The 14,661-nt window shown below is 71.4% G+C and carries 9 protein-coding genes; 3 read left to right on the plus strand and 6 right to left on the minus strand.

What is annotated here, in order from left to right:
- The first annotated feature begins 53 nt into the window (after window positions 1–53).
- From AB0L53_RS23315 to AB0L53_RS23325, 3 genes are read left to right on the plus strand one after another with little or no spacing between them, the layout of a single operon-like run.
- On the plus strand, window positions 54–4,766 hold the full coding sequence (locus tag AB0L53_RS23315; RefSeq protein WP_363997279.1) for an SDR family NAD(P)-dependent oxidoreductase: 4,713 nt from the start codon (window positions 54–56) through the stop codon (window positions 4,764–4,766).
- On the plus strand, window positions 4,763–8,596 hold the full coding sequence (locus AB0L53_RS23320) for an SDR family NAD(P)-dependent oxidoreductase (RefSeq protein WP_363997282.1): 3,834 nt from the start codon (window positions 4,763–4,765) through the stop codon (window positions 8,594–8,596). Before AB0L53_RS23315 ends, AB0L53_RS23320 begins: the two co-directional genes overlap by 4 nt.
- On the plus strand, window positions 8,593–9,753 hold the full coding sequence (locus tag AB0L53_RS23325) for an acyl-CoA dehydrogenase family protein (protein ID WP_363997285.1): 1,161 nt from the start codon (window positions 8,593–8,595) through the stop codon (window positions 9,751–9,753). The genes AB0L53_RS23320 and AB0L53_RS23325 overlap by 4 nt, the downstream gene beginning before the upstream one ends.
- Here AB0L53_RS23325 and AB0L53_RS23330 read toward each other — a convergent pair.
- The 6 genes from AB0L53_RS23330 to AB0L53_RS23355 are packed head-to-tail and all read right to left on the minus strand — an operon-like array spanning window position 9,748 to window position 14,616.
- Complete coding sequence (locus AB0L53_RS23330; RefSeq protein WP_363997288.1) at window positions 9,748–10,494, minus strand: 4'-phosphopantetheinyl transferase superfamily protein; 747 nt, start codon at window positions 10,492–10,494, stop codon at window positions 9,748–9,750. The two genes, AB0L53_RS23325 and AB0L53_RS23330, sit on opposite strands and share 6 nt — an antisense overlap.
- Window positions 10,491–11,276 carry an alpha/beta fold hydrolase gene (locus tag AB0L53_RS23335; protein ID WP_363997291.1) on the minus strand — a complete coding sequence of 262 codons (786 nt, stop codon included), beginning with the start codon at window positions 11,274–11,276 and terminating at the stop codon, window positions 10,491–10,493. Before AB0L53_RS23335 ends, AB0L53_RS23330 begins: the two co-directional genes overlap by 4 nt.
- Before the next feature lie 6 nt (window positions 11,277–11,282).
- Window positions 11,283–12,341, minus strand: a complete 1,059-nt coding sequence (locus AB0L53_RS23340; RefSeq protein WP_363997294.1) for an HAD-IIIC family phosphatase — start codon at window positions 12,339–12,341, stop codon at window positions 11,283–11,285.
- The gene (locus tag AB0L53_RS23345) at window positions 12,338–13,495 is read right to left on the minus strand and encodes an acyl-CoA dehydrogenase family protein (protein WP_363997297.1); all 1,158 of its coding nucleotides are present in this window, start codon (window positions 13,493–13,495) and stop codon (window positions 12,338–12,340) included. Before AB0L53_RS23345 ends, AB0L53_RS23340 begins: the two co-directional genes overlap by 4 nt.
- Window positions 13,492–13,743, minus strand: a complete 252-nt coding sequence (locus AB0L53_RS23350; RefSeq protein WP_357942095.1) for an acyl carrier protein — start codon at window positions 13,741–13,743, stop codon at window positions 13,492–13,494. Before AB0L53_RS23350 ends, AB0L53_RS23345 begins: the two co-directional genes overlap by 4 nt.
- 27 nt (window positions 13,744–13,770) lie before the next feature.
- On the minus strand, window positions 13,771–14,616 hold the full coding sequence (locus tag AB0L53_RS23355) for a 3-hydroxyacyl-CoA dehydrogenase NAD-binding domain-containing protein (protein WP_357942093.1): 846 nt from the start codon (window positions 14,614–14,616) through the stop codon (window positions 13,771–13,773).
- Window positions 14,617–14,661 lie beyond the last annotated feature (45 nt).

Here is a 14,661-nt window from a genome sequence, read left to right on the forward strand (position 1 = left end):
CGCTCGCCTTTCTATCGGTAATTCAGTGACATGTACGGAATTGAGGCATGTTGATGGATCAGCAGCATTCACCCGGCGACTCGAAACACTCGGCGGACGAGTCGAATATCGCGATCATCGGCATGGCCGGCCGATTCCCCGGGGCGGACAACGTCGAGACGTTCTGGCGCAACATCAGCACCGGTGTGGAATCGTTCACCCGATTCTCCGACGAGGAGCTGATCGACGCGGGGGTCAGTCCGGCGACCTTCCAGCAGCCGAACTATGTCAGGAGCCGGCCGATCCTCGAGGACATCCGGGGATTCGACGCCGGATTCTTTGGTTACAACCCGCGTGAGGCGACCTTGGCCGATCCGCAGCAGCGGATCTTCCTGGAGGTCGCTTGGGAGGTCCTCGAAGCCGCCGGTTACGGCTCACCCGACGCGCGGGGCAGCGTGGGCGTGTTCGCGGGCACCAACATCAGCGGCTACCTGCTCACCCGGCTCAGGGCATTCGAGATGGGCATCGACCCGTCCGCCCTGATGATCGGCAACGACAAGGACGCGCTCACCACGAACGTCTCCTTCCGCCTGAACCTCTCGGGCCCGAGTGTGGCCGTGCAGACGTTCTGCTCGACCTCCCTCGTCGCCGTGCACCTGGCCAGCGACGCGCTGCGCCGGGGCGACTGCGAGATCGCGCTGGCCGGCGGCGTGTCCGTACGCATCCCCGACCGGGTCGGGTACCTGTGGGAGGAGGGCGGCCAGGAGTCGCCCGACGGCCACGTGCGCACCTTCGACGCCGAGGGCAAGGGCAGCATGTTCGGCGACGGGGCCGCCGTGGTCGCGCTCAAGCGCCTCGACCGCGCGATCGCCGACCGCGACACCGTGCTCGCCGTCATCCGCGCCTCCGCGATCAACAACGACGGCGCGCTCAAGTTCAGCTACCTCGCGCCCAGCATCGACGGGCAGCGCAGGTGCGTCAGCAGGGCGATCGAGCGGGCCGGGGTCGACCCGTCCGAGATCTCGTACGTCGAGGCGCACGGCACCGCGACCGAGGTGGGCGACCCGATGGAGGTCGCCGCCCTGAGCAGCGCCTTCGGCCCCACCAAGGACAAGCAGTACTGCCTGCTCGGCTCGATCAAGCCGAACGTCGGCCACCTCGACCGGGCCTCGGGCGTCACCGGGCTCATCAAGGTCGTCCAGTCCCTGCGCAACGAACTCATCCCGGGCACCCTGCACTACACGTCCCCGAACCGGGAGATCGACTTCGACAGCAGCCCGTTCCGCGTCACCTCCGAGGTCACGCCGTGGCCGCGTGACGACGACCGGCCCCGGATCGCGGGCATCAGCTCGCTCGGCATGGGCGGCACGAACGCGCACGCCATCGTCACCGAGGCCCCGCGGCCCGAGCGGCGACCCGAGCGGTCCCGCCGCTGGCAGGTGCTGCCGCTGTCGGCCCGCTCCGAGTCGGCCGCCGAGAACGCCTGCGTCCGGCTCGCCGACCGGCTGGAGATCGACTCCGATCTCGAACTGGGCGACGTCGCCTACACGCTGCAGGTCGGCCGCAAGGTCTTCAACCACCGCAGGGTCGTCGTGGCCGACTCGACCGGCCGCGCCGCCACTCTGCTGGCCGACCCGGCCGGGCGGCTGGGCCGTAACGACGCGACCGTGGGCCGCCGGGTCGGCTTCCTGATCGCCGGGGTCGGCGAGCAGTACCCCGGCATGGTGGCCGCGCTCTACGCCGACGAGCCCGCCTTCCGCGACGACGTCGACGAGTGCCTGACCGTCCTCGGGCTCACCGAGGCCGCGCAGCTGTCCGACGTCTTCGTGGCCGCCGAGCGCCAGGACACGGGCGGCGACCTGGCCCGGCTTCTGGGCCGGACCGGCGACGCGGCGACTCCCTCCACGGTCGAGGCGCACCTGATCCAGCCCGCCGTCTTCGTGGCGGAGTACGCGCTGGCCCGCCAGCTCATCCGCTGGGGCATCGCCCCCGAGATCATGGTCGGCTACAGCCTCGGCGAGTACGTGGCCGCCTGCCTGTCCGGCGTCCTCTCGCTCCCTGACGCGCTGCGGCTGGTCGCCTACCGGGCCAAGCTGATCACCTCGCAGCCCGAGGGCGCCATGCTCGCGGTGGCCGCCGACGAGCGGCGGCTGCGCGCGGTGCTCGGCGACCTGCTGACCCGCGACCTGGACGTGGCGGTCCGCACCGGCTCGCAGCTGGTCCTGGCCGGGCCTGTCGCGGCGGTCGAGGCGGCCGGCGCGCTGCTGCTGGAGGCGAAGATCGGCTGCCGCCGCCTGGACACCACGCACGCCTTCCACTCCCGGATGCTGGAACCGGTGGCCGCCGAGCTGACCGCCTGGATCAGCGACAACGTCACCCTGCACCCCCCGGTCATCCCGTACGTCAGCAACGTCACCGGCCGCCTGGCCACCGCGGACGTCGTCACCGACCCCGGCTACTGGTCGCGGCACATGTGCGAGACCGTGGAGTTCGGCGCCGGGCTCGCGCACGTGCTCGGCTCCGGTGACCTCGCCCTGGTGGAGATCGGCCCCGGCCAGTCGCTCGGCGCGCTCACCCGCGGCCACCCGGAGTGCGACCGCGCCCAGTGGCCGCTGATCGTCACCACGCTGCCCGCCGCGAACGACCGCCTCGACACCCACGCCGCCACCGCCACGGCCGTCGGCAAACTCTGGCTGGCCGGCGTCTCCGTCGACTGGGCGGCGCTGCACGCCGGCTGGGCGCCCGGCCGGATCCCGCTGCCGACCTACCCCTTCGAGCACCAGGACTACTGGCTGGAGATCGACCAGACCGCGGCGAGCACCGGCGCACCCGCGATCGACGACAGCGACCCCACCAGCATCCTGAACGCCCTGCCCCGGCTGCCCGACGAGCGCTGGATCAACGTGCCGACCTGGCGGCAGACCGCGCCGCGCCCGGCACGCGAGGAGGAGGCGGCCCGCTGGCTGGTCTACACCGACGCGGGCCGTGCCGACACGCTGACCACCGCGCTGCGCGCGCACCTGGAGGCGGCGGGGCACCAGGTGGTGCTGGTCCGTCCCGGTGAGCGGTTCGCCGCCGGGCCCGACGGCCTGGTGGTCCGGCCCGGCTCGCCGGAGGACGCCGTCAGCGCGCTGCGGTCCCTGGCCGAGCGGGACTTCGAGCCCGAGCGCGTTGTGCACCTGTGGACCGCCGAGGAGAACCCCGACTCGACCGACGAGTGCCTGCGGCGCGGCCTGCACACCCTGGTCGCGCTCGCGCGGGCCGCGGGCGACATGGGGATCACGCGGTGGTCGCTCGACATCGTCACCATCGGCGGCCAGCGGGTGCTCCCCGGCGACCGGGTCATCCCGGAACGCGGCACCCTGCTCGGCCCGACCCGCCTGATCCCGGTCGAGTACCCGCGGGTCCGCACCCGCCTGATCGACATCGACACGGCGTCGTCGCCGCGCGACCTCCTCACCGAGCTGCGCGCCGAACCCGCCGACCAGGTCGTGGGGCTGCGGAGTGGCCGGCGCTGGGTCCCGGAGTACGAGGTGCTCGACGCGTCGTGCATCGACCAGGACTCCCCCAAGGCCCGGGTACGCCAGGGCGGCACGTACCTCGTGACCGGCGGCCTCGGCGGCATCGGCCTGGCCATGGCCGAACGACTCGCCGAGCACTACCAGGCCCGCCTCGTCCTGATGGGCCGCACCCCCGTACCGCCCAAGGACCAGTGGGGCCCCATCCTGGCCTCGGAGCGCACCGCCGACGAGGTGCGCCGGCGGATCGAGGGGCTGCGGCGGCTGGAGGCCGCGGGCATCCAGGTCATCACGGTCGCCGGTGACGTCTCCCAGCCCGATGACGTACGGCGGGCGGTCGGCGCGGCGATCGAGACGTTCGGCGAGCTCAACGGCGTGCTGCACTGCGCCGGGGTGCCGGCCGTCGGCCTGATGCAGTTCAAGACGGCCGCCGACATCCAGCGCACACTGGCGCCTAAGGTGGCGGGCACGCTGGCCATCGGCGAGGCGCTGAGGGACGTTCCGGTTGATTTCGTGGCTTTGTTCTCCTCCACCACGTCGGCGACCGGCGGCGGCGCCGGTCAGGTCGACTACTGCGCGGCCAACGCCTTCCTCGACGCGTACGCGCTGAGTGACCCGCTGCCCGGCGTGACCGTGGCGGCGATCGACTGGTGCGAGTGGACCTGGAACGGCTGGACCGACGGCCTGGAGAACTATGACGAGGGCTCCAAGCACTACTTCACCTGGTATCGGGAGAACTTCGGCATCACCTTCGACCAGGGCTACGAGACGCTGCTGCGGGTGCTGGCCAGCGGCGAGGCCCACGTGATCACCTCGACGCAGGACTTCGCCCCGCTGGTCGCGATGAGCCGCCGCTCGTCGATCGAGAGCCACCAGGCCACGGTGAAGAAGATCCGCGACGCCTTCGGCCGCCACCCGCGGCCCGAGCTGTCGACCGCCTACGTCGAGCCGCAGTCACCGGCCGAGGAGGCCATCACCGCGGTCTGGGCCGAGGCGCTCGGCCTGGAGCAGGTCGGCATCCACGACAACTTCTTCGAGCTCGGCGGCAACTCGCTGCTCGGCATGGAGATCATCGCCGAGGTCCGCAAGGCCCTCGAACTGTCCTACCTGCCGCCGCACATCCTCTACCAGTCGCCCACGGTCGCCTCGCTCGCCGAAGCCGCGACCTCGGGGGGCGAGCAGGACCAGCAGACCCTCGGGGCCCTTGACCAGCGGCGGTCCCGCATCGAACAGCGACGCAACATGCTCCGCGGAAAGGCGGCCTCATGACGGACACTGAGACGGACTACGACTCGGCGGTCGCCCTGATCGGGATGTCCGGTCGCTTTCCGGGGGCGAGCAGCGTCGGCGAGCTGTGGCGCAACGTGCTCGCCGGGATCAAGGGGCTGCGCGAGATCACCGACGAGGAACTGGCCGAGTCCGGCGTCGAGCCGGGCAAGGTGGCCGACCCGCGCTACGTCCGCGTCGGCGGCCCGATCGACGGCCTCGACCAGTTCGACGCCACGGTCTTCGGGATCAACCCGCGCGAGGCCGAGACGATGGACCCCCAGCACAAGCTGTTCCTCGAATGCTCGTGGGAGGCGCTGGAGAGCGCGGGCTACTGCCCGACCGACACGCCGGGACAGGTCGCCGTCTTCGCCGGCTGCGGCTTCCCCGACTACATCGTCCAGAACATCCAGCACCTCGCGGGCCAGCCGGGCGGCGCGCTGCTCATGGCCACCGGCAACGAGCGCGACTCGCTGGCCTCGACCGTCTCCTACAAGCTCGGGCTGCGCGGCCCGGCCGTCACCGTGCAGACCTTCTGCTCCACCTCGCTGGTGTCGGTGCACCTGGCCTGCCAGAGCCTGCTGACGTACGAGTGCGACATCGCGCTGGCGGGCGGCGCGTTCACACCGCTCCCCCAGCCCGCGGGTTACCTGTACGAGCAGGGCGGGATCATGTCGCCCGACGGCCGGGTCCGCAGCTTCGACGCCGAGGCGGGCGGCACGGTCATGGGCAGCGGCGTCGGCACGGTCGCGCTCAAGCGCATGTCCGACGCGCTCAAGGACGGCGACGTCATCCACGCGGTCATCCTCGGCTCGGCGGCCAACAACGACGGCCGGACGCGCGCCGGATACACCGCGCCCGGTGTCGACGGGCAGGCCGAGGTCATCGAGTCCGCGCTGGGCGTGGCCGGGGTCAAGCCCGACACCGTCGGCTACGTCGAGTGCCACGCGACCGGCACCATGCTGGGCGATTCGATCGAGCTGGCCGCGATGAACCGAGTGTTCGCCCAGCCCCGCGAGACGCCGTGCGTGCTGGGCTCGCTCAAGCCCAGCATCGGTCACCTCGACCGCGCTTCCGGAGTCACCGGGCTGATGCGCGCCGCGCTCACCCTCAAGAACGAGCTGCTGCCGGGCACCCCGCACTACGAGACGCCCAACCCGGCGCTGGCGACGGCGCGGGACCGGTTCACCGTGCTCACCGAGCACCAGGCCTGGCCCGCGGGTCCGCACCCGCGCCGGGCCGGGGTCAGCTCGTTCGGGCTCGGCGGCACCAACGCGCACGTGGTGCTGGAGCAGGCGCCGGTACGGCCGGCGCGGCCGGCCCGGCCCGGACCTCACCTGCTGACGTTCTCGGCCGCCGACGGGCAGGCGCTGTCCGACCTCACCGGCCTGCTGCGGGAGCACCTCTCCGGGAACCTGGCCGACGATCTGGCGGATGTGGCGTACACGCTGCAGGTGTCGCGCGGCGGCTTCGCGACGCGGCGGGCGATCGTGGTCCGGGACCGGGAGGACGCGGTCGCGGCGCTCAGCGATCCGGCGCGCTGGATCGATGCCAAGACGCAGCGCCGCAACCCCAAGGTCCGGCTGGTCACGCCGGGCGGCGACGTATCGGCCGCCTGGTGGGCGGACCTGCGCGCGGCGGCCGACCGGCTGACCCGGCCGGGCACCGTGAGTGACGCAGTCTCCCCTGTGGACGCGGTCGGGGCGCTCGCCGAGGCGCTCACCACGCTCGGCGTGCGCCTGCTCCACGACGCGACCTCCGACACCTCCGGAGTCGAGGAGATCGTGGTGGCCCCCGCCGGCGACGAGGGCGCCGCCGAGTGGCTGCTGGCCACCGTGGCCGGGCTGTGGCAGGCAGGCAGCGCCATCGACTGGGCGGTCCTGCACCAGGGCGCGGGCCTGCGGGTCGAGCTGCCCACCTACCCGTGGCAGAAGCGCCGGTTCTGGGTCAAGGCCAACCCGAGCATGATGGCCGCGCCCCCGAGCACCGGCAAGACGTTCGACCGCTCGAAGTGGACGCACCTGCCGACGTGGCGGCAGCGGCCCCTTACCCTCAACGGCCTGGACGAGCAGCTCAGGCTGGCCGGTCCCTGGCTGGTCTTCACCGACGACGACCGGGGCGAGGCCCTGGTCGAGCGGCTTACCGAGGCGGGCGCCGAGGTGACCGCGGTGCGCCGAGGTGACCGGTTCGACGAGGACGACACCGGACATTTCACGATTCGCCCCGACAAGGCGGACGACATGGCCGAGGTGCTCTACTCGCTCGTGGTCAACCCGCGCTCCATCATTCACGCCTTCAGCCTGTCCGCCGCCGAGGCGGGGCCGGACCCGGTCGCCCACTTCGACGCCGAGCAGAGCCGCGGCTTCTACTCCGCCCTCGCGCTGGCCCGCGAGCTCGTCGACAACACCGGCTCCGCGCCGCGCGCCGAGCTGGTCCTGCTGACGTCGGGAGCGGTGGGCGTGGTCGGCTCGGACCTGCGCCACCCCGAGCACGCGACGCTCGCCGCGCTGGCGCCGAGCCTGCAGCAGGAGAACCCGCGCCTGCGCTGCCGGCACATCGACGTCGGCTCCGACATCGATCCCGAGCAGCTCGCCACACAGATCCTGGCCGCCTCCGTCGCCCCGCACGAGGGGCCGGTCGCGGTGCGCTCGGGCGAGACGTGGCTGCGGCAGTACGAGCAGTACCCCATCGAGGAGCCCGGCCCGGAGGAGCGGCCGTTCCGCGACGGCGACACCGTGCTGATCACCGGCGGTCTCGGCGACGTCGGCCTCGTGCTCTCCCGCCACCTGGCCGCCCGGTACGGCTGCCGCCTGGTGCTCACCGCCCGCGCCCCGCTGCCGCCCCGCGAGGAGTGGGACGCCTTCCTGGCCTCGGTGCCGCAGGGCGGGGAGCGTACGGCACGGCACATCCGCAACATCCGCGACCTGGAGGAGCGCGGCGCCACCGTGCTCGCCCTGTCGGCCGACGTGGCCGACGAGGCCGGGATGCGGGCGGTCGTCGAGGCGGCGGTCGAGCGCTTCGGCGGCATCGACGTGGCCGTGCACGGCGCGGGCGTCCAGGACGGCGGCTACTTCAACTTCGCCCACCTCATGGACCGCGGCCAGTGCGACGCCCACCTGGCCGCCAAGGTCAAGGGCTTCCACGTGCTGGAGGCCGTACTGGGAGAGCAGGCCCGCGACCGGCGCGTCACGCTGTCGTCGATCGCGGCGGTGCTCGGCGGGATGACGCTGGCGCCGTACGCGTCGGCGAACGCGGCACTCGACGCCTACATCCGCGTGGCCCGGCTGCGCGGCGGCCGGTGGGTCACCGTCGACTGGGACACCTGGAACATCGACCCGGACCGGCTCGAAGGCCACAGCGGCGCGGTGATCGACTACGCGATGACGCCCGCGGAGGGCGTGGACGTGTTCGAGCGGGCGCTGTCGGCCGCCGACCGCGTCGGGCACCTGGTCATCTCGACCGGCTCGCTGGAGGCGCGCATCGCACAGTGGGTCACCGGTGACATCCATGACGCCGGCGACGACGATCTCGACGACGACCGCGAGCGCCACCCGCGCCCGGACCTGAGCACCCCGTACGTCGAGCCGAACGAGGGCACCGAGGCCACGCTGTCCGGCATCTGGTCAAGGGTGCTGGGCATCGACCCGATCGGCGCCACGGACAACTTCTTCGAGCTCGGCGGCCACTCACTGCTCGCGATCGAGTTGACCACCCGGATTCGCAAGGCCCTGAACGCCTCGGTGCCCGTCACCGGGCTGCTGGAGTGCCCGACGGTCCGCCAGCTGGCCGCCCTGCTGGACTCTAGGGAGCTGGACGCAAGGGAGGACGCGTGAAGCAGCCCGAGTATCTCCGCAAGATCCAGAGCTTCGCCCGGCGCGAGCTGCTCGACAAGGACGCCTACCTGGACTCGCTGGCCGAGGCGCCGATGCCGCTCTACAAGCGCTTCGCCGACACCGGCCTGGCGAACTGGTGGCTGCCCAAGGAGTCGGGCGGGCTCGGGCTGGGCCTGGAGGAGAGCGTCCGCATCGTCTCCGAGCTGGCCTACGCCGACGCGGGCGTGGCGTTCACGCTGTTCATCCCGGTGCTCACGACGAGCATGGTCCAGTGGTACGGCTCCGCCGAGCTCCGGGAGCGCCACCTGGGCCGTATGGCGGCGGAGAACGGGTTCTGCGCCACGCTCGGCAGCGAGCACGCGGCGGGCAGCGAGCTGGCCCGGATCTCCACCACGGCGATGCGCGACGGCGACGAGATCGTGCTCAACGGCCAGAAGGCGTTCTCCACCAACACCGACTTCGCGCAGTTCATCGTGGTGATCGCGCGGGCCCAGGACGACCCGGCGGGCTACCTCGCGGTCCTGGTGCCGCGCGACACGCCCGGCATCCGCGTGGACAAGCGGTGGGACGTCATCGGGCTGCGCTCGTCGGCGACCTACCAGGTCTCGCTCACCGACTGCCGGGTGCCCGCGGCCAACGTACTGCGCGGCAACGGCCTGCGGCTGCTGGAGGTCGGGCTGAACGCCAGCCGCATCCTCATCGCCACGACCGCGCTCGGCATCGCCCGCCGGGTGCGCGACGTGTGCATGGAGTACGGCAAGTCCAAGTCGGTGAAGGGCTCGCCGCTGGCCAACAACGCGGTCTTCGCCAGCCGGCTGGGCCAGTTCGAGATGCAGATCGACGTGATGGTGAACCAGTGTCTGGCGGCGGCCCGCGCGTACGACGCGGTCGCGGCCCGGCCGGACGCCGGCGAGGAGTTCCTGCGTGTCGGGACGCTCAAGTCGGCGCTCATCGCGAAGATGTTCTGCGGGCAGACGGGGTGGCAGATCGCGTCCACGGCCTCGGAGATGTTCGGCGGGCTCGGTTACACGCACGACTCGGTCATCGGGAAACTGCTGCGGGATGTGCGCTACGTGTCGATCGTCGAGGGCGGTGACGACGTACTGCGCGACCTCGTGTTCAGCCGGTACGTGGTGCCGGTCTCAAAGCGGTCATGAGGCGGCCGCGGCGGTGACGACCGCCGCGGCGTAACCCGGCGCGACGTCCAGCCAGCGGACAGGCAGGGCGGCGCCGGGCGGCGAGAGCACGGCCCCATGGGTCGTGCTCTCTTCGCGTACCAGGACGTTGCGGAGCCCGGCCAGGCCCACCCCGACGGCTTTGACGTACGCCTCCTTGGCCGTCCAGAGGCGGAAATATCCGGTACGGAGGCCGGAAGGACCCGCCTCGCGCAGCCGGTCGACCTCCTCCCGCTGGTACATGCTGCCGGCCATCGCCAGACAGTCGAGGTCCTCGCGGATCCGCTCGACGTCCACGCCGACCCTGGAGCCCGGCGGCGCCACCGCCACCAGCGCCCACTCCTCGGAGTGGGACAGGTTGAAATCGGGCGCTCCCCGGCCGCGGAGCAGGTTGGAGTCGGCTACGGCCCGGCTGTGGGACAGGTTGGAGTCGGGCGCGGCCTCGTCGTCGGGCAGGTCGAAGCCGGGCGCGGTCCGGCCGTGGGGCAGGGTCACGTACGGGCGGCCGCCGTCCTCCGTGCCGAAGGCCAGACGCGCGGCGCGCACGCCGCAGACGTCGCCGAGGATGGCGCGGAGCGCGGCGTGCGCGACCATGAACCGGTGCCGCTCCCGGGCCGAGCCGAGCCGTCGGGCCCGCTCGCGCTCGGCGTCGGAGAGCGACCGCCACCCGCCCGGCGCCAACGGCCGGTCGAGGTGGATCTTCCACACCCTGGGCTGCGTCATACCCACGCGCGCAGCGCCTCCGAGACGTGCTTGTACGTCAGCTTCGCCTGCTCGAAGACGGCGAAGTGCCCGCCGACGTAGGTGTGCAGGTCGAACCGCCCGATCGTCTGCTCCCGCCACGCGGCCACCAGCTCCCGGCCGGCCCGCGGGTCGTCGGTGCTCGGCAGCGCGGTGATCGGGACGTTCAGCGGGGGCTCGGGGTAGTACGCGTAGGTCTCCTTGACGCTGAAGTCGGCCTGCATGGCGGGCAGGATCATCTCCAGCACGGACGGGTCGTTCAACAGCCAGTCGGGGGTCCCGCCGAGCTTGCGCAGCAGCTCCACCAGCTCGGAGCTGCTCATGCCGCGCACCGGCGGCCCGTCGTCGAACGACCGGTGCGGGGCGACGCAGCCGGAGACGAACAGGTGCACCGGCTCGGGGCCGCCCCGGCGGCGGATCTCCCTCAGCAGTTCGAAGGCGACCAGCGCGCCCAGGCTGTGTCCATAGACGGCGTACCGGCGACCTCCGCTCACCTCGGCCAGGATGACGTCGGCCAGGTCGGCCACCAACGGCGCCATCCGCTCGTACGGAGGTTCGCGCAGCCGGTTCTCCCGGCCGGCCGGCTGGACCGGCAGCACCGCCACACCCGGCAACCGGTGCTGCCACGCCCGGTAGGCGGAGGCCCCGCCCCCGGCGTGCGGCAGGCAGAACAGCGCGAGCGCGTCGTCCGCCGCGCCGGTCTGGGCCCGGAACGGCAGCCACCGCTGGATCGCATCTTCGCTGGTCACATCATCGACGGTCATCGTGCCTCAATCCAGGATCTCTAGCTTCACGTACGGCGGAGGCGGCTGCACGTTCGTCAGATCGGCCTCCAGCACCACGTGGGCGCCGTTCCGCTCCACCTCCCTGAAACCCGCGAACGCGTAGGTGACCTGCATCATCCGGTTGCGTCCCGTCTCCACGAAGTCGGCCCGCACCGAGACACCGGCCTCCTTCGCCAGCCGCATGACGTGGTTGAGCATGACCATTCCGACACCGCGCGACATCACCCGGCACGACATCAGCATCATGCAGAGCCGCCAGACCGTCTCCTCCTTCTCCACCAGCGCGAGCCCGATCTTGCCGTAGCTGCCGAACCGGTCGGTCAGCGAGGCCACCAGCAGCAGGTGGTCCGGCGACTCGCGCAGCTCGTCGAGCTCCTCGTAGGAGTAGGTGCGCCCGGTCGAGTTGAGCTGGTTGGTGCGTACCGTCAGCTCCTCGGCCCGCTGGAGGTCCTCCCGGCGGGCCGGCGCGATGGTGAACGCCATCTTCAGCCCGGCCAGGAACTCCTCGTTGGTGCCGACGAACTCGCTCTCCAGCTCGTCCCTGGCGATCTGCCCCTGGTACATGCCGCGCCGCTGCGCCGACTCGTCGGTGACGAAGCGGGGGGTGAACTCCGGCCGTACCAGCGCCTCGTCCACGTCGGCGACGTCGACGCAGGTCACCTCCGGCACCTCGTGCGCCACCTCGGCGCGCTCGAACTCCTGGTCGTCCACGAACGCGAACGCGTCGAGCCCGAGGTTGAGCGCCTTGGAGATCTGGCGGATCGAGTCGGACTTGGCGTTCCAGTTGATCCGCGGGTAGAGGAACAGGTCGTCGAGGCCGAGCTCGCGCAGCTTGCCGAACGCCGCCTCGTGGTCGTTCTTGCTGGCCACCGAGTGCAGCACGCCCATGCGGTCCAGCCGCCTGATGTGCTCGACGACCGCCGGGCGTACCTTGACGTTCTCGTCCTCCAGCAGCACGCCGTCCCACAGCGTGTTGTCGAGGTCCCATACGACGCACTTGATGCGGCCCTGCTTGGGCTTCTCGTGGAGTACGGCCACACTCACGACGTCACCTCCCGGTCCGCCTGGCCGGCGATCGTGATCCGCTGGATCTCGTTGCTGCCCTCGATGATCTCCATGACCTTGGCGTCCCGGTAGAAGCGGGCCACGGGATAGTCAGGGCTGCAGCCGTTGGCGCCATGGATCTGGACCGCCTCCGACGCGTGCCTGGCGGCCGCGGTGGACGCGAAGTACTTCGCCACCCAGGTCGCCATGATCGTGGACGCCTCACCGGCGTCCTTGAGCCGCCCCGCCTCGGCCAGCAGCAGCCGGGCCGCCCGCGCGTCGGTGACCATGTCGGACAGCTTGGCCTGGATCAGCGGCAGGTCCCGCAGCACCGAGCCGCCGACCTCGCGGGCCGAGGTGTAGGACGCCGACGCCTCCAGGCACGCCTGGATGATGCCGACCGACCCGGCCGCCACGCTGTAGCGGCCCAGGTCGAGCGTGCCGGTGAGCACCATGCCCGCGGTGAACCCGCTGGGCCCGAGCAGCGCGTCGGCGTCGAGGCGTACGTCGTCGAACGTCACCTCCGCGAGCATCGACGCGCGGGTGCCCAGCATGTCGTCGATCGGGCGCACCTCGACCCCGGGACTCTCCCTGGGCACCAGGAACGCGCCGATGCTCGACGCGGTGCGGGCGAACACCAGGTACAGGTCCGCCCGCTGGCCGCCGGTGATCCACTTCTTGCCGCCGTTGAGCACCCAGCCCGTACCGGACTGGACGGCGGTCGTGGTGATGCCCGAGGTGTCGCTGCCCGCGCCGGGCTCCGACAGGCAGAACGCGCCCAGGACCGCGCCCTTGGCCAGGGCCGGAGCCCACTTCTGCCGCTGCGCCGCGCTGCCCCACCGCTGCACCGCCCACGACACCATGGTGTGGACCGTGAGCAGGCTACGGACCGACGAGCACCCGCGGCCGACCTCCTCGTGGACCTCGCCGAGGGTGACCAGGTCCATTCCGGCGCCGCCCACCTCCTCGGGCAGGAAGGGGGCCCACAGACCGGCCTCGGCCATCCGGTCCAGCAGTTCCTCGGGGATGTAGCCGGCCTGGTCGTACGCCTCGGCGTACGGAACGATGAAGGTGTCCACGAACGCGCGGGCGCTGGCCCGGTCGGTGACCGGGGACGTCTCTTGCGCGGGCGGCGCCTGGGTGACGATCGTCACGCGGCCAGCTCCTCCGACAGCCGGCCCACCAGCTCGGCCATCGAGCCGGCGGTCCGGAAGTTGTCGATGCGCAGCTCCTCGTTCGGGATGGTGACCTCGAAGGTCTTCTCCACGAACATCACCAGCTCCATCGCGAACAGCGAGTTGACGAAGCCCAGGGAGAAGATGTCCTGGTCCCCGGTGATCTCGGCCTGCGGGTAGCGGCTGCGGACGAAGGCGAGGATCTGCGCCTCAGCGGTGTTCGACATTGCTGAGCTCCTTTTCAGTGGTTTTTGTTAGTTGGCGTAGGTGAAGAAGCCACGGCCGGACTTGCGTCCGTGCAGGCCGGCGTCGGTCATCTGCTTGAGCAGAGGGCACGGCCGGTACTTGCTGTCGGCGTAGTGCTCGTACAGCACCTCGACGCTGTAGAGGATGGTGTCGACGCCGATCAGGTCGGCGGTCTCCAGCGGCCCCATGGGGTGGCCGAAGCAGCTGCGAAACACCTCGTCGACGGACTCGGCCGTGGCCACGCCCTCATGGACGAGGTAGGCGGCCTCGTTGACGGTGAGCATGAGCACCCGGTTGGAGATGAAGCCGCACGAGTCCTTGACGTCGACGGCCCGCTTGCCCATCGCGGCCAGCAGGTTCCTGGTCCGCTCGATGGTGTCGGGGGTGGTGTGGAAGCCGGGGATCAGCTCGACGGCCGGCTTGGCGGGCACCGGGTTCATGAAATGTACGCCGATGACCTTGTCGGGACGGCCCGTCACGGCGCCGACCTTGGTGATCGGGATGGCCGAGGTGTTGACGACGAACACGGTGTCGGGGCCGCAGGCCGCGTCGAGCGCCTCGTAGACCTCCCGCTTGACGTCCCAGTTCTCGGTCACGTTCTCGATGACGATCTCCGCCTTGGCCAGGGCGTCCGCGCCGACGGCCGTGGTGATCCTGGCGAGGATCGCGTCCGCGTCCAGGGCCGGGCCGCCCATCAGGCGGCTCATCCGGCTGTTGCGCTCGATGTTCGCGAGCGCCTGCTTGAGGATCTGCTCGTCCTTGTCGACCAGGACCACGTCGTGGCCGGTCTGGGCCAGGTTCTGGGCCACTCCCACGCCCATCACACCGGCGCCCACTACGCCGATCACTGTCATGACTCTGCTCCATTCGCTGTTTTTGGGCCGTTGTGCTGGTCCTTG

It is taken from the genome of Nonomuraea sp. NPDC052129 (assembly GCF_040680095.1).
Taxonomy (GTDB): domain Bacteria; phylum Actinomycetota; class Actinomycetes; order Streptosporangiales; family Streptosporangiaceae; genus Nonomuraea.